The 15,288-nt window shown below is 74.1% G+C and carries 15 protein-coding genes and 1 riboswitch; of the genes, 9 read left to right on the top strand and 6 right to left on the bottom strand.

Going from position 1 to position 15,288, the window contains the following annotated elements:
- Position 1 precedes the first annotated feature (1 nt).
- From JOF36_RS05650 to JOF36_RS05625, 6 genes are all read left to right on the top strand, one after another.
- Positions 2–1,138 (top strand): vWA domain-containing protein, encoded by a 1,137-nt coding sequence (locus JOF36_RS05650; RefSeq protein ID WP_210025356.1) that lies wholly within the window; start codon positions 2–4, stop codon positions 1,136–1,138.
- The gene (locus tag JOF36_RS05645; RefSeq protein ID WP_210025355.1) at positions 1,131–2,246 is read left to right on the top strand and encodes an XdhC family protein; all 1,116 of its coding nucleotides are present in this window, start codon (positions 1,131–1,133) and stop codon (positions 2,244–2,246) included. The genes JOF36_RS05650 and JOF36_RS05645 overlap by 8 nt, the downstream gene beginning before the upstream one ends.
- Before the next feature lie 143 nt (positions 2,247–2,389).
- The gene (locus JOF36_RS05640; RefSeq protein ID WP_372447364.1) at positions 2,390–3,673 is read left to right on the top strand and encodes an iron-containing alcohol dehydrogenase; all 1,284 of its coding nucleotides are present in this window, start codon (positions 2,390–2,392) and stop codon (positions 3,671–3,673) included.
- Between the two features lie 10 nt (positions 3,674–3,683).
- Complete coding sequence (locus tag JOF36_RS05635) at positions 3,684–5,066, top strand: MadS family sensor histidine kinase (protein ID WP_307862228.1); 1,383 nt, start codon at positions 3,684–3,686, stop codon at positions 5,064–5,066.
- Between the two features lie 37 nt (positions 5,067–5,103).
- On the top strand, positions 5,104–5,805 hold the full coding sequence (locus JOF36_RS05630; RefSeq protein ID WP_210025353.1) for a MadR family response regulator transcription factor: 702 nt from the start codon (positions 5,104–5,106) through the stop codon (positions 5,803–5,805).
- 305 nt (positions 5,806–6,110) lie between these two features.
- Entirely contained in the window at positions 6,111–7,859 is a 1,749-nt protein-coding gene (locus tag JOF36_RS05625) for an HNH endonuclease signature motif containing protein (protein WP_210025352.1), read from the top strand.
- Between the two features lie 141 nt (positions 7,860–8,000).
- On the opposite strand, the gene JOF36_RS05620 is transcribed toward JOF36_RS05625, so the two are convergent.
- Positions 8,001–8,834 (bottom strand): alpha/beta fold hydrolase, encoded by an 834-nt coding sequence (locus tag JOF36_RS05620; protein WP_307862227.1) that lies wholly within the window; start codon positions 8,832–8,834, stop codon positions 8,001–8,003.
- 85 nt (positions 8,835–8,919) lie between these two features.
- Between JOF36_RS05620 and JOF36_RS05615 the strand changes: the two genes are divergently transcribed.
- Positions 8,920–9,522, top strand: a complete 603-nt coding sequence (locus JOF36_RS05615; RefSeq protein WP_210036439.1) for a hypothetical protein — start codon at positions 8,920–8,922, stop codon at positions 9,520–9,522.
- A gap of 42 nt (positions 9,523–9,564) precedes the next feature.
- Positions 9,565–10,089 carry a gamma carbonic anhydrase family protein gene (locus JOF36_RS05610; RefSeq protein ID WP_210025350.1) on the top strand — a complete coding sequence of 175 codons (525 nt, stop codon included), beginning with the start codon at positions 9,565–9,567 and terminating at the stop codon, positions 10,087–10,089.
- A 14-nt stretch (positions 10,090–10,103) separates the two neighbouring features.
- Here the strand turns inward: JOF36_RS05610 and JOF36_RS05605 are convergent, their stop codons facing one another.
- The 3 genes from JOF36_RS05605 to thiO form a co-directional block, all read right to left on the bottom strand.
- Positions 10,104–10,862, bottom strand: coding sequence for a thiazole synthase (locus JOF36_RS05605; protein ID WP_210025349.1), 759 nt, complete (start codon positions 10,860–10,862; stop codon positions 10,104–10,106).
- Positions 10,863–10,864: 2 nt separating this feature from the next.
- Positions 10,865–11,065 (bottom strand): sulfur carrier protein ThiS, encoded by a 201-nt coding sequence (gene thiS / locus JOF36_RS05600; protein WP_210025348.1) that lies wholly within the window; start codon positions 11,063–11,065, stop codon positions 10,865–10,867.
- Positions 11,059–12,216, bottom strand: a complete 1,158-nt coding sequence (gene thiO, locus JOF36_RS05595; RefSeq protein ID WP_210025347.1) for a glycine oxidase ThiO — start codon at positions 12,214–12,216, stop codon at positions 11,059–11,061. Before thiO ends, thiS begins: the two co-directional genes overlap by 7 nt.
- Positions 12,215–12,325: riboswitch (TPP riboswitch) on the bottom strand. Its footprint overlaps the gene before it by 2 nt.
- 24 nt (positions 12,326–12,349) lie before the next feature.
- Here thiO and thiE point away from each other — a divergent pair.
- Complete coding sequence (gene thiE / locus JOF36_RS05590; RefSeq protein ID WP_210025346.1) at positions 12,350–13,045, top strand: thiamine phosphate synthase; 696 nt, start codon at positions 12,350–12,352, stop codon at positions 13,043–13,045.
- 71 nt (positions 13,046–13,116) lie between these two features.
- Here thiE and JOF36_RS05585 read toward each other — a convergent pair whose 3' ends face one another.
- Complete coding sequence (locus tag JOF36_RS05585; protein ID WP_210025345.1) at positions 13,117–14,442, bottom strand: hypothetical protein; 1,326 nt, start codon at positions 14,440–14,442, stop codon at positions 13,117–13,119.
- A 155-nt stretch (positions 14,443–14,597) separates the two neighbouring features.
- Positions 14,598–15,266 carry a DUF3159 domain-containing protein gene (locus JOF36_RS05580; protein WP_210025344.1) on the bottom strand — a complete coding sequence of 223 codons (669 nt, stop codon included), beginning with the start codon at positions 15,264–15,266 and terminating at the stop codon, positions 14,598–14,600.
- Positions 15,267–15,288 lie beyond the last annotated feature (22 nt).

The raw sequence follows: 15,288 nt of genomic DNA, 5'->3' as shown, positions 1-15,288 counted from the left end.
CGTGACCGGTACCGAGCAGCTCGAGCCCGACACCTTCCTCACCGGGCTCGTCGGGTTCACCGAGGTGCTGCGCGCCGCGGGAGCCCCGGTGACGGCCGACCGGGTCGCCGCGTTCGTGGAGGCGGTCGACACCCTCGACGTCACCGACCGGCACCAGGTGTACTGGGCGGGGCGGCTGACGCTGTGCGCGGACCCGGACGACATCGCCCGCTACGACCTCGCCTTCCCCGCCTGGTTCGAACCCTCGGAGGGCAGGCGCGCCACCAACCGCGACGACCGGCCGCCCGCCCCGCCGAAGCTCGCCGCGCTGGTCCCCGGACGCGAGGGCGCGGGCGAGGACGACAACGACGACGACGGTCCCCAGATCAAGGCCGCGGCCACCGGCTCCGAGATCCTGCGCAGCCGCGACCTCGGTGAGCTGAGCCCCGCCGAGCGCGAGCACCTGCGCCGGCTGATGACACTGCTGAAGCCGCAGCCCCCGACCCGGGTCTCGCGTCGCAGGCGCCGCAACCGGCACGGCGAGGCCGATCCGGAACGCACCCTGCGCGCCGCGCTGCGCAACCAGGGCGAGATCTTCTCGATCAAGCGTCGGAACGCCTCCCGGCGGCCGCGCAAGGTCGTCCTGCTGATCGACGTGTCCGGGTCGATGGAGCCCTACGCCGATGCGCTGATGCGGTTCGCGCACGTGTTCGTACGCCGCGCACCGCGTTCGGTGGAGGCGTTCACCCTCGGCACCCGGCTGACCCGGATCACCCGCGAGCTGCGCCAGCGTGACCCGGAACGGGCCCTCTCCACGGCCGGGAAGGCGATCCCCGACTGGTCGGGCGGGACCCGGCTCGGCGAGGTGCTGCAGGCGTTCGTCGACCGGTGGGGCCGGCGCGGAGCGGCCCGCCGGGCGGTCGTCGTGGTCTTCTCCGACGGCTGGGAGCGAGGGGGAACCGAACTGCTCGGCACCCAGGTGGAGCAGCTGTCGCGGCTCGCCCACCGGTTGGTCTGGGTGAACCCGCACGCGGGCAAGGACGGCTACGCCCCGGTCCAGGGGGGAATAGTCGCGGCACTTCCGCACTTGGACGATCTACTGGCCGGGCACAGCCTGGACACGCTGGAGAGACTTCTCGAGGTGGTCAGAAATGCGTGACGTCATCGATCAGCTGGAAGGCTGGTGGAAGAACGGCGAGCCGGCAGCGCTGGCGACGGTGGTCGGAACCTTCCGTTCCGCCCCCCGGCAGCCGGGGGCCTCGATGCTGGTCGGCCCGGGAGGCGAGGCCGTCGGCTCGGTCTCCGGCGGCTGCGTCGAGGGCGCGGTCTACGAGCTCGGACAGCAGGTGCTGGCCGACGACCGCCCGGTGCTGCAGCGCTACGGCGTTTCCGACGACGACGCGTTCGCCGTCGGGCTGACCTGCGGCGGGATCCTCGACGTCTTCGTGGAGAAGGTGACGCCGGAGGTCTACGAGCAGCTCGGCCGGATCGCCGAGGCGATCCGCAACGAGGACCCGGTCGCCGTGGCGACCGTCGTCGCCGGGCCGTCCGAGCTGCTCGGGAAACGCCTCGTGGTCTGGCCGGACCGGGTCGAGGGCGGCACCGGATCGGACCGGATCGACGACGCCGTGCGCGACGACGTGCGCGGGCTGCTCGACTCCGGCCGCAACGCCACCCTCACCTACGGGGTGCACGGCGAACGCCGCGGTGAGGGCCTGCAGGTGTTCGTCGAGTCGTTCGCCCCGCCGCCCCGGATGATCGTGTTCGGTGCGATCGACTTCGCCGCCGCGGTGGCCCGGATGGGGTCGTTCCTGGGCTTCCGGGTGACGGTGTGCGACGCCCGCCCGGTGTTCGCCACGGCGAGCCGGTTCCCGGGTGCGAACGAGGTCGTCGTCGAGTGGCCGCACCGCTACCTGAAGGCCGAGGCCGACGCCGGCCGGCTCGACCAGCGGACCGCGCTGTGCGTGCTCACCCACGACCCGAAGTTCGACGTGCCGCTGCTGGAGGTGGCGCTCAGGCTCCCGGAGGTCGGCTACATCGGGGCCATGGGCTCGCGGCGCACGCACGACGACCGGATCGAGCGGCTGAAGGAGAAGGGGGTCACCGACGCCGAGATCACCCGGATGTCCTCCCCGATCGGGCTCGATCTCGGTGCCCGCACGCCCGAGGAGACCGCCGTCTCGATCGCCGCGGAGATGATCGCGCAGCACTGGGGCGGCGCCGGGCTCCCGCTCGCGGACCGGGAGGGGCCCATCCACGCGTCGTGACCCGTCCCTTCGGGGAGGCCGTTCCGTCGCGCACAGGTAGTCTGCGACAGGGTGTCGCACTGTATCGTGGTCGGCACGCTCGTGATCGAGCCGGATCCGACCTCGGGCGGGTACCGACCACCACGGAGCGGGAGGTGGGCAGCGTGGTCCGCACCGGACCGTCCGATTCCGTTCACCGGGACACCGTCCTGGTCCTCGACGGCGCCACGGCGCCTCCCGGCGGCACCGGGAGCGGCTACACCGTGCGCGCGCCGGAGTGCCCGCGGGAGCAGCGGCCCCGGCTGTCCAAGTTCCACGCCCCGGAGATCGTCTTCGGTCCGGACTCGCTGCCCGAGACCGCCCACGCCGCGCTCCGGCTGGGCGCCGAGCGGCCCTTCGTCGTCACCGACCCGGGGGTGACCGAGGCCGGCTGGCCGGCCGAGCTCCTGCGCCACCTGCGCGCGGCGGGACTGCGCCCGCAGCTGTGGAACGAGATCACTCCGAACCCGAAGGACCACGAGATCCAGGCCGGGTTCGAGCGCTACGGGAGCTCCGGCTGCGACGTGGTGATCGGCATCGGCGGCGGGTCGGTGATCGACGCCGCGAAGGGCGTCGCACTGCTGGCCGCGAACGGCGGCGCGATCGGGGACTACGAGGGCATCGACCGGATCTCCCATCCGATCCCGCCGATGGTGATGGTGCCGTCGACCTCCGGCACCGGCGCCGACGTCTCGCAGTTCTGCATCATCACCGACACCGAGCGGCTCACCAAGATCACGATCATGGGACGGGCGCTGGTCCCGGACGTCTCGGTGATCGATCCGCGACTGCTGGTCACCATGCCGGACTGGCTCAACGCCGCCACCGGCCTGGACGCGCTGACCCACGGCATCGAGGCGTTCGTGTCGCTCGCGCACGGCCCGCTGACCGACACGCACGCGTTGCACGCGGTCGCGCTCGTCCACACCAACCTGCCGACCACCATGATCCGCCGCACCGACGACGGCCCGCGCACGGCGATGGCGCAGGCCGCCCTGGAGGCCGGGCTGGCCTTCACCAACGCGATCCTCGGCGCCACCCACGCCATGAGCCACCAGGTCGGCGGCATGTTGGACCTGCCGCACGGGTTGATCAACGGGGTGCTGCTGCCGCACGTGATCCGGTTCAACGGTGCCGACGACCCGACCCGGTTCGTGCCGATCGCCCAGGCGATGGGGCTGCCCGCCCGGCCCGGCATGCCGGGTGACGAGGCCGTCGACATGGTCGCGACCGAGGTGCGCAAGCTGGCCGACGAGGTCGGGGTGCCCACCGGGCTCGGGGCGATCGGGGTCCGCGAGCCGGACGTGCCGCGCCTGGCCCGGCTCACCCTGGGCGACGCCTGCCTGACCACCAACCCGCGCACCGCCACCGTGGAGCAGATCGAGGACCTGTTCCGGGAAGCGCTGTGAGGCGCTCACGGTGACGGCCGCCGCCCGGTTCCCGAACCGACGCACGCCCGTCCCGCCGCCCTCCGGGCTCCGGACGCGCCCCGACCTCGACCAACTCACCGGCCTGCGGTCGGGCAAGCCGTCGTTCTACCCCGAGTACCGGGTCAACGCCGAGCGGCTCAAGCGCGTCATCCTCGCCCTGGACCGCATCTCCGCCGCCCTGGTCCGCACGATGGAGGGCTCCGAGGCACTGGTCCGGGCGGTCGCCGACGCCGCTGCCGACCACCTGTCCGCGGACTGGATGATCCTCGGCCTGGTCGAGGGCGAGCTGCCCGACGCGGCGCCGCGGCACGTCGTACTCGGTCCGGACGGCGTCGAGTGGCCCGACCTGTGCCTGGTCCCGGAGAAGGTGCGCAGGCACGTCACCGCGCTGCAGGCCGGCGGCAGCACCGGCGGGCACACCCCGGAGGAGGACCGCTCGCACCTGCACGTCCCGATCCGGCTGGACGGCCGTACGGTCGGCGGCTTCGTGGCCTGGACCCCGCCGGACCGCGAGATCGACGACACCGACCACTCGGTGCTGCGGATCCTGGCCGGCCAGACGGCATCGGCGCTGCAGAACTGCGCGCTGCTCGACCGCGCCGAGCGACTGCATGCCCGCACCGCCGCACAGGCCGAGGACCTGCGCGCCCGCAACGACGAGCTGATGGCCACGCAGCAGGAGCTCGGTGCGGCGCGGCAGCGTGAGGTGCTGGACAACGAGCGGCACCGCATCGCCCGCGAGCTGCACGACAGCGTCACCCAGTACGCACTCTCGGCCGGCATGCACATCGAGCTGTGCCGGTCCGAGGTCGCCGGGTGGGCGGGCAGCAGCAATGTGATCGAGCACCTGGACACCGCGAAGGGCCTGACCCGGCGGGCGGTGGAGCAGCTGCGCTCGGCGATCTACGCCCTCAACGACGACGACCACGGCGACAAGGACCTGCCGTCGATGCTGCGCAGGCTCTCCACCGTCCACATGCCCGACGAGCTGCGGGTCGAGGTCTCCATCGGCGGCACCCCGATCCCGTTGGCACACGAGCACGAGCAGTCGCTGTTCCGGATCGCCGGTGAGGCGCTGTTCAACACGGCGATGCACGCGTCGGCGTCGCGGGCGGTGGTCCGGCTGGCGTACCAGCCCGGCCGGATCCGCCTGTCGGTGTCCGACGACGGCGGTGCCTCGCCCGACCAGATCCGCCGCACGCTGCGCGCGACCTCGGTCCGCGGCCCCTCCGGCGAGCACCGCGGTCTGGTCAACATGGACGCCCGCGCCCGGGAGATGGGCGGGACGCTGCGGTTCCGCCGGTCCCGGATCGGCGGGCTGCAGGTACAGGTGGACGTCCCGCTGGGGACGCCGGGTGAGGAGGCCTCGTGAGCGGTCCGTCCGACGTGGGTGTTCCGACGGGGACGGCATGAACGCCGTGCGGCCCGCACCCGGCAACGGCAACGTGCCCGCCCGGCCCGAGCACTCCGGCATCCGGCCCGTCCGGATCGTCCTGGTCGACGACCACTCGATCATGCGGCAGGGCCTGCGGGCGGTCCTCGAGCGCGAGGACGACCTGCGCGTCGTCGGCGAGGCGGGCAGCGCGGCCGAGGCGATCGCGGCCGTGGCGGCCGGCCGGCCGCAGGTCGTGCTGCTCGATCTCAAGCTGGCCTCCGGACCGCAGACCGACGGCCTCGAGGTGTGCCGGAAGCTGTGCGCCGACCACCCCGGCATCGGTGTGCTGGTGCTGACCACGTTCGCCGAGGACCGCCTGGTGGTGGAGTCGGTGCAGGCCGGCGCCCGCGGCTACGTGGTGAAGGACGTCGACACCACCGAGCTGGTCCGGGCGATCCGGGCGGTCTCCCGCGGCGAGAGCGCGTTCGACGCCCGTTCCGCCTCCGCGATGGTCCGTTCCCTGTCCGGCGGGATGCCGGACCGGGAACGACTGACCGACCGCGAGCTCGACGTGCTGCAGCTGCTGGCCCGCGGGCTGTCCAACCGGGCGATCGGCTCCGAGCTGTTCATCTCGGAGACGACGGTCAAGTTCCACGTGGGGAACCTGATGCGCAAACTCATGGTCTCCCGGAGAGCCGAGGCCGTCTACGCCGCGACGAAGCTGGGCCTCCTGTAGCGGTCACGGTCCCCGACCGCCACTCCCGGCCGGGGCGCCCCGGCCGACCGGCCCCATGGTCGCGTCGCCGGACCGGGGGCTGCCTCCGACACCTGCTCCGCTGGACGCAACCGCGTTCCGCGGAACGCGATCCGGACCGGCTCGCCGGGGCATTCCGGTCCGGTCGAGCAGCAGCCCGCGCCCCTCGTACATTCCAGCTCCGCCTCCTGTCCGACCCGAGTCCGGCTCCTGTCCGACCGAGAATGTCGTACCCGCCTGCCACACTCCGCCCGAACACAAGTTCGAATCCTGCCGGAGGTGCCGCGATGCCCGCCATCACCACAGATCCCGCCGATCCACCCACTCCGTCGCCCGATACGAGTCTCGCCGACCTGGAGTCGGAGCTGCTCGGCCTGGCCGGCCACATCGCCGCCGCCGAATGCCGGTTCCTTCGGCTGCTGGCCGAGTTCGACCAGCGCGGTGGGTGGGCGGGCGTCGGCGTCCGCTCGTGTGCGCACTGGTTGTCGTGGCGGGCGGGGATGAGCCTGCGGACCGCGACCGAGCACCTACGCGTCGCCCGCGCTCTCACCGGGCTCCCCCGCATCACGGCCGCGTTCGCCGCAGGCCGGATCTCCTACTCGAAGGTCCGTGCGATCACCCGGGTGGCGGGCTCGGACACCGCCGTCCTGGACCGCCTCGCAACCGACACCGGAACCGACACCGACACCTCCGGGACGGCAGGCCACGACACGGTCGACGATGCCGGAACCAACGATACGGACGGCGTCGACACCACCCCCGTTACCCCGCAAGGCAGCACCGCCCGAAGCAGCATCGACCGAAGTAGCGCCGGCCGAAGTAGCGCCGACCGAGCCATCTCCGAGGCGAGCACCGCAGGCGTCACCGGCGCCGCAGGCTCCGAGACGGGCGCCGGAGGTCCCGACGCGGGCGGCGCGACCGTCGAGGCCGAGGCCGCTTCCGACGCCGTGGTCGGGGACAGCGCAGGCCCCGGGGCCTCCGCCTCCGCCTCTGCCTCTGCCTCTGCCTCCGCCGAGGCTCCCGCCGACCCGCAGAGCGCCGAGCAGGTGTTGCTGGATCTGGCTCTGTCCGGGACCGCGAGTCACGTCGAGACCGTCGTACGGGCCGTCCGCCGGCGCCGGACGCGGCCCACCGACGCCGCCGCCGGCCGCTCTCTGAGCTGGTATCACGACGCCGATGGCTCGCTGGTCCTCCGCGGTCGTTTCACTCCTGAGGACGGTGCCGCCCTGATCGCCGCCATCGAGGCACTCGTACCACCGCCCGCACCGACCAAGCATCCGGTCGCCGCCCTACCGCAGGATCTCGACCAGTGCGCCCTGGAGCAGGAACCGGGCCCGGTCACGGACCGGATCGCGGCCCGGCGCGCCGATGCGCTGCTGGCCCTGGCCCGCCGGCAGGACGACACATCCGGCCCGGTGGTCAGCCGCGGCACCGCTCAGGTCGTCGTGCACCTCGATGCCACCACCGGCACCGCCCGGGTGGCGGGCGGCCCCGAGCTCGCGGCGTCGACCACAGAACGTCTCGCCTGCGATGCCCGCGCTCAGGTCCTTCTGGAGGGCCGCGCCACGAACCGGCTCTACCTCGGCCGTTCCCGCCGGTTGGCCAGCCCGGCGCAGATCGCCGCGCTCACCGCCCGCGACAGTGCGGACGGCGGTGGCTGCCGCTTCCCCGGCTGTGACCACACCCGTCACCTGCACGCCCATCACGTCCGGCACTGGCTGCACGGGGGCGTCACGGACGTGGACAATCTGGTCCTGCTCTGCGGGTTCCATCACCGGCTGCTCCACGACCACGACTACCGGATCCGGCGCCGCCCCGGAGGGGGCTGGGACGTGCAGCGTCCGGACGGAACGTTCGTCACGCCCACCAGGGAACCGCTGAGTGGCACCGCAGAGGCGCTGATCGAGATCAACACCCGGGCACGGCTCCGGATCGACCGCAGCACCCTCACCCCGGTCTGGTACGGCGACCGCCTCGATCCGACACCGATCCTCGACGCCCTGCTGCCCTCGCTACCCACCCCGATGGCCGCCTGAGCGCGCACCGCCACCCCGGCCAGGACACACACCCGGGCAAGGCTCCCAACGGCAAGGCTCCGACAGGGTGCGCTCCGCGTTCCGCGGAATGCGTCGACACCACGACATCACGACATCACCGCACGACATCCAAGCAGGACATCAACGCACGAACTCCGCGATCCGTGGCGCCTGCCCGAGCAGCGCGTGCCCGGAACCGGCCACGACGTCCACCCGCACATCCTGCAGCAGCGCCGTGAGCCGCTCCCGCGTGTGTACCGGGTCGAACACCCGGTCCCGCTCGCCCAGCACGGCGAGCACGGGCATCGTGAGCCGGCGGAGCGTGTCGTCGTCGAACATCGGGAACCGCTCGGTACGCGGGCGGAAGTGCCCGAACATCCGGCTGAGCTCCTCGAACACCTCGGGGTGCTCCCGGGCGTCGAGCCCGGTGACGATCTCCGCCGAACGCCGCCGGCCGCGGGCACCCAGCAGGCTCAGCAGGAAGGCCGGCGCGACCTTCCCGATCGTCTGCCGCCCGACCCCGGCCGGGCACAGCAGGGCGAGCCGGCCCACCCGCTCCGGCCGGCGGGCCGCGAAGTCGGCAGCGGTCCAGCCACCGAGCGAGAGCCCCACGAGCGCGGTCCGGTCGATGCCGAGCGCGTCGAGGCACTCCGCCAGCCAGTCCGCGGTGTCCCCGGTGGCCAGGTCAAGCCGGACCGGGTCGCTGAGACCGGGCTCGCCCAGCAGGTCGACCAGGACGACCCGGTGGTCCGCCGCCAGCAGCTCGATCCCGTCCAGCCACATCGTGCTGTTCGTACCCGAGCCGTGCAGCAGCACCACCGGAGGTGCGTCGTCGTCCCCGCAGGTCAGGGCGAACGTCCGGCCGTGCGAGGTCTCGATCTCATGGCGCCGCGACGGGACCGGCCAGGCGGCCAGCTGCTGCTCGTACCGCTCCCGCACGAGGCGGGCACCGTCCTCGCTGGTGTAGATGCTCACGTGTCCACCCCAGCACGCGCGGACCCGTCCGGCGAGCGGGTTTCCCGACCGACCGTCGTCGGTGGTCCGGGTGTACACAGTGTCGATGCGCTGGTACGCGGAACGCCCCGAACGCCTGGCCCGGCAGATCGTGGCCGACGTCGTCGCGCTGCTGTGGGCGGTGCTCGCGGTGGTCGCCGGCATCGCGGTGCACGACGGCCTCCAGGCGCTGCGCGGGCCGGGCGAGTCGTTGGTCGCGGCGGGTGGGCAGGTCTCGGACGCGTTCACGGGTGTCTCCGGCGCGGTCTCGTCGATCCCCTTCGTGGGAGCCGACCTCGCGCGGGCGCTGGATCCGGCGACGGGTGCCGGGGCGGACCTGGCCGCGGCCGGGCGCCGGTACGGCGAGACCGTCGGGATGCTCGCGGACGGCGCGCTCATCCTGATCCCGCTGGTCCTGCTGCTGCCGGTGCTGCTGGGCTGGCTGCCGTTGCGGCTGCGCTACGCCCGGCGCGCCGGGTCGGCGGTGGCCGCCCGCGCCGGCGCCCCGGACCTGCTCGCCGTACGGGCGCTCACCCGGGTCCCGGTGGGCCGGCTGACCCGGATCGCCCCCGATCCGGCCGCGGCGTGGCGCGCCGGCGATCCCGCGGTCGTCCGGCGGCTCGCGGCCCTCGAGCTCACCGACCTCGGCCTGCGGCCACCGGGGCTGTGAACCACCGGGGCTGTGAACCACGGAGGCTGTGAAACTGCCCCCATGCCGCTGTTCGCCCTGGAGGGCTGCTCCCCGACCGTTCACCCGGATGCTTTCGTCGCACCGACCGCGACACTCGTCGGCGACGTGCACGTCGAGGAGGGCGCCTCGATCTGGTACAACGCCGTGCTCCGCGCCGACTGCGGGCCGATCGTCGTGCGGGCCGGCGCGAACGTCCAGGACGGGTCGGTCCTGCACGGCGGCGACGACCCGGTCACCGAGATCGGCGAGGGCGCCACGATCGGTCACCTGTGCGTGGTGCACGGCGCCGTCATCGGCCCGCGGGCGGTGATCGGCAACGGCAGCACCGTGCAGGACGGCGCCCGGATCGGCGAGGGCGCGATGGTGGCGGCCGGGTCCACCGTCACCCCGGGCACCGAGCTGGCCGGCGACCGGCTGATGCTCGGCGCCGCCGCCCGGGAACGCGGCGAGCTGACCGAGCAGGCCCGGTGGTGGGTGCGGAACAACCCGGGCTTCTACCGGCAGCTCGCCCGCCGGCACGCCGAGGGCGTCGTCGAGACCTCCTGACGGGCCGGCCCCGGTCACTCCTCCCGGTCGGGAGAGCTCGCGTGCGCCCAGTACCGGCGCGGGATCCGGCCGGCGTGCCGGGCGTCCCACCCGGCCTCGACGCCGCGGCGCATCGCCCGGGCCATCCGCTCCGGGTCCGCGGCACGGGTGACGGCGGTGGCGAGCAGGACGGCGTCGCAGCCGAGCTCCATCGCCTGTGCCGCCTCGGACGCGGTACCGATCCCGGCGTCGAGGACGACCGGGACGCCGGCCGCGGCGACGATCATCTCGATGTTGTGCGGGTTCCGGATGCCCAGCCCGGTGCCGATCGGTGAGCCGAGCGGCATGACGGCGGCGCAGCCTGCCTGCTCCAGCTTGCGGGCGAGCACCGGGTCGTCGTTGGTGTAGGGCAGCACGGTGAAGCCGTCGTCGACGAGCTGCTCGGCCGCGTCGAGCAGCTCGACCGGATCCGGCAGCAGGGTGCGCTCGTCGGCGACGACCTCCAGCTTGACCAGGTCGGTCTCCATCGCCTCGCGGGCCATCCGCGCGGTGAGCACGGCCTCGGCGGCGGTCCGGCAGCCGGCGGTGTTCGGCAGCACCCGGATCCCGAGCCGGCGCAGCAGCTCCAGCAGCCCGGTCCCACCCTCGACATCGACGCGTCGCAGCGCGACCGTGGTCAGCTCGGTCCCGGAGGCGACCAGCGCCCGCTCCAGGATCTCCAGGTTGGCGGCACCGCCGGTCCCCATGACCAGCCGGGAGCCGAACAGGTGGTCCCCGAACGTCAGCTTGTCCATCGTCATCCTCCCTGCACCGCGGTCAGTACCTCGACCCGCGCGCCGTCGGCCAGCGTGTGCTGCGGCCACGACGCCCGGGGCACCACCTCACCGTCCACGGCGACGGCGATGCCCCGCTCCGGCATCCCGGCCTCGGCCAGCACCCGGGCCAGATCGGCCCCGCTCTCGGTCTCGCGGCTCTCGCCGTTCAGCAGGATCAGCACTGTGAGCTCCTCTCGGCCGCGACCGGTGCGAAGCGGCGCGGGTCGGCAATGCGGGCGGCGGCGGGAACGTCCGCGCCCTGCAGCAACGCGGCCACCGCGGCCGCGGTCACCGGGACGAGCAACATGCCGTTGCGGCCGTGCCCGGTCGCGGCGATCAGTCCCTCCGGACCGATACGCCCGATCAGTGGGACGTTGTCCCGGCTTCCCGGGCGCAGCCCGGCCGCCGACTCGGTCAACGCGTACTCGGCGATCCCCGGCAGGACCCGTTCGGCATCCCGGAGCAGGTCGCGCACCCCGCCGACGGTGACGCCCGTGTCGAACCCGTTCTCCGAGGTCGTCGCCCCGATCACGAGGTCGCCGTGCCCGGGCACCACGCGCGGGACGGCGTACACCGAACGCCCGTCGACCAGCGCCCGCACCGTGCGGGTCGGCGGGGGCAGCGCCCCGGGCCTGCGGGTGAGGCGCAGGATCTCGCCCTTCACCGGCCGGACGAGTCCGTCGAGCGCCGGGTGCAGCGCCGAGGAGTGCGCCCCCGCCGCGACCAGCACGACGTCGGCGTCGATCTCCGTGCCGTCGGCCAGCCGGACACCGCGGACCCGGTCCCCGTCGTCGCGGACGGACGCGACCGCACGTCGGTCGACCGTCACCCCGGCACGGGCGCACGCGGCCCGCAGTGCCTCCAGCAACCGGCGGTTGTCCACCGACGGGTCGCCGGGCACGGACAGCCCACCGCGCACGTCCGGGCCGAGGGCCGGTTCGAGCCGGCGCAGCTCGCGCCCGGTCAGCTGCTGCACCGGACGGTCCAGCGCCTCCAGGTGACCCGCGAGAGCGGCCAGCTCGTCGCGGTCCCCGGACCCGGTCGCCGCGACCACCGTGCCCTCGGGGTGCAGCCCGGCGTCGACACCGGCGTCGGCGGACAGCGCGGCCGCGAACTCCGGCCACCGCGCCACCGAGTCCAGCCCGAGGGCGAGCAGGTCCTCCTCGCCGGGCCACGCCTCGGTGACCGGCGCCAGCATTCCGCCCGCCACCCACGAGGCGCCGCTGCCGGGTGCCGGGTCGAACACGGTGACCCGCCGCCCGGCCCGTGCGGCCTCGCGGGCCGCGCACAGCCCGATCGCGCCCGCTCCGGCGACGACCAGATGTCCGATCATGGATCCCTCACCTCACTCCCTGCGCCGGCATGACCCGGATCAGGTTCGACGGTCGGGACCGCAGCCGGGTCCCCTCTCAGCCCGCTCGCCGGGCTCCCGTGGTTCTCACGCGACCCCCAGGCTACGCCGTAGCGTGCGAACCGTGTCCGACACCGATACCCGCACCGCCACGAGCACCGAACGCCTCGCCCGGCTCGCCGGGGCCCGGCTGTACCTCTGCACCGACGCCCGCACCGAACAGGGCGACCTGGCAGCCTTCGCCGACGCCGCCCTCGCCGGCGGGGTCGACATCGTCCAGCTGCGGGACAAGGGCGGTCCGGACGGGCCGCTGGAGGCCCGGGCCGAGCTGGCCGCGCTGGAGGTGCTCGGCGACGCCTGCCGCCGGCACGGTGCCCTGCTCGCCGTGAACGACCGGGCCGACGTCGCGCTGGCCGCCGGCGCCGACGTGCTCCACCTCGGCCAGGACGACCTGCCCGTGGGGTGGGCGCGCCGCGTCGTGGGCGACGACGTGGTCATCGGCCGGTCCTCGCACAGCACCGAGGAGACCCTCGCGGCGGCGACCGAGGCCGGTGTCGACTACTTCTGCGCCGGGCCGTGCTGGCCGACGCCGACCAAGCCGGGCCGTCTCGCGCCGGGGCTGGACCTGGTGCGCACGGTCGCCGGCCGGGCACCGGAGCGGCCCTGGTTCGCGATCGGCGGTATCGACGAGGACCGCCTCGACGACGTGCTCGAAGCCGGGGCGAGCCGGATCGTCGTCGTCCGGGCGATCACGCAGGCCGACGACCCGCAGGCCGCCGCCGCCCGGCTGAAGGCCCGGCTCCCCCACTGACAGCACACCCACCGGCCACACACGACGGCGCCGGTGGGCGAGTGCCCACCGGCGCCGTTCGCGTCACCGGATCAGTTGGTCGAACCGGACTCCCCGCCGGTGTCCGGCCCGGACTGCTGCTGCCCGGAACCGGGTTCCTGCGTCGGCAGCACGCGGTTCAGGCTGTCTCCCAGCGGACCGTCCGAGCCCGAGCCCGAGTCCGAGCCGGACTCGGAGCCGGATCCGGGCTGCTCCGACGGCCCGGAGTCCCCGGACTCCGTGCTCGTGGGCGACTCCGAGGTGCCGGTCTGCGACTCCGAGGTGGAGGTCGCGCTCTCCGACGTCGACGAGGAGTCGGTGCCGCTGTTCTCCTCGCCCTGGTCGGTGGGCTCCGCGGGCGGTCCGCCGCGGACGACGCTCCCGATCGAGGTGCCGGAGCCGTTGCCCGCCAGCGAGGAACCCTTGACGACCTCGATGCCCGTGATCAGGAACATCGACACCCCGAAGGTGACGAGCCCGAGCACCGCGGACACGATGACCGTCCTGCGGGTGAACCGGAGCCGGCGCGGGCCGCCACGCCCCGATGCCGCCGGCCCGGAACCCGCCGCCGTCCGGCCGGCCCGCGACGGGTCGAGCACCACGGTCTCCTCGCCGGTCGGGCGGCCGGACCCGCGACCGGAGAACGCCTCGGCCGCAGCGGCCGTCCCCTCGGCGACGCCCTTGCCCTTCTTGGCGGCCGCCTTCTCCTTGAGCGCGAGCGCCTTGTCCTTGCTGTGCTCGATCCCGCGGGTCAGGAACGCGCTGACCAGGGTGTAGATGATCGACCCCAGCGCCGCGCCGAGCACCGTGCCGACGGCGCCCAGGAACGAACCGAGGATCGCGCTGACGACCGACGCGCCGGCCCCGGCCGCGATGTCCGTCGGCTTGAGGCTCTCCTTCAGCGAGGTCGTCTCCTTCGCGGAGCCCTTGTCCTTCGCGGAGCCGTCGTCCTTCGCGGAGCCGCTGCTGCCACCGGAGCCGTCCGGGCCACCACCGACCGGGCCGTTCGGGCCACCCGGCCCGGAGGCCGGGCGCAGGTCGGCGGAGCCACCCGGCATCTGACGGGTCTGCGGCCACCCACCGGGCGGCGTCCCCGGCGGCGTTCCGTGCGACGGCCCGGGCGGCGCGCCGGGGCCGGGGACGACACGGGTCGGCCGCTGCCCGCCCGGCCGGGCCTGGGGCCGGGCCTGGGTCGGCGGGACACCGGGCCCGGCGTGCGGCGGCCGGGAGGGCGCGGCACCGCGCTGTCGCGGGACGTGCGGGGAGTCCGGGGCGGCGACGGGACGCCCGGCGGGGTACGGGGGTGCGGGGCGGGACGGTCCGGGAGCGCCTCGGTCGACATCACCGCGGCCGGGCTCCGGGGGGCGCTGCTGTGGCATGGCTCCTTGCAGTGATCATCGGGAAGGCGATCCACTCGTGAGAACGTCCGGGCGCCGCAGGACGCACCGGATGATCACCCGATGTGGCGACCCTCACGTGGACACGGGAAGATCACGTTAGGGTTACGATCCTAGCTGCAACGCGTCAGGAACCGTCACCGGGGGTGACGAATTCCCGGGTGATCGCCGGGCAGCGCCGTACGCAGCAACGGCCACGACACGAGCACGCTCAGGCCCACCAGCACCGGGCTCACCACGGTCCGGGCCAGCCCGAGCAACACCACCTGGTCCGCCGCCCACAGCGGCAGGAAGACCGACAGCCGGATCACGTACTGGCACACCCACGCCCAGGACGCCCGCTGGTAGCCGCGGAGCAGGTCCGGGTCCCGGCGCCACCGGGTCCGCTGGCCCAGCAGCCCGCCGACGACCACACCCAGCAGTGGCCACCGGACCACGATCGAGATCGCCCAGGCCAGCGCGCTGCCGGCGTTCGACACGATCTGGACCAGGAAGAAGTCCGACGCCCGGCCGGTGATCAGCGCTACCGCCGCGGCGGCCACCACCCCGGCCAGGCCGAACAGCACCGCACGCGGCCTGCGCCCGCGGGCGAGCCGCCAGACCGCGACACCGGCTCCGGCCACGATCGCCGCCCCGGCTCCCCAGTTGATCGGGTACGCCGAGCCGAGGTGTCCCGCGAGGACCCAGGCCAGCACGAAGGCGACGACCGGCACCGACGCGTCGACGGCGCCGGCGCGCCCGCCGAGCAGCTCGCCGAGCCCGGGGTCCGAGCGGGACGTGGCGCGGGGGGCGGGATCGGGGGTCACCCGATTAAGGGTGCCCTACCCC

It is taken from the genome of Pseudonocardia parietis (assembly GCF_017876315.1).
Taxonomy (GTDB): domain Bacteria; phylum Actinomycetota; class Actinomycetes; order Mycobacteriales; family Pseudonocardiaceae; genus Pseudonocardia; species Pseudonocardia parietis.
This window is presented reverse-complemented; position numbering and strand designations above follow the sequence as displayed.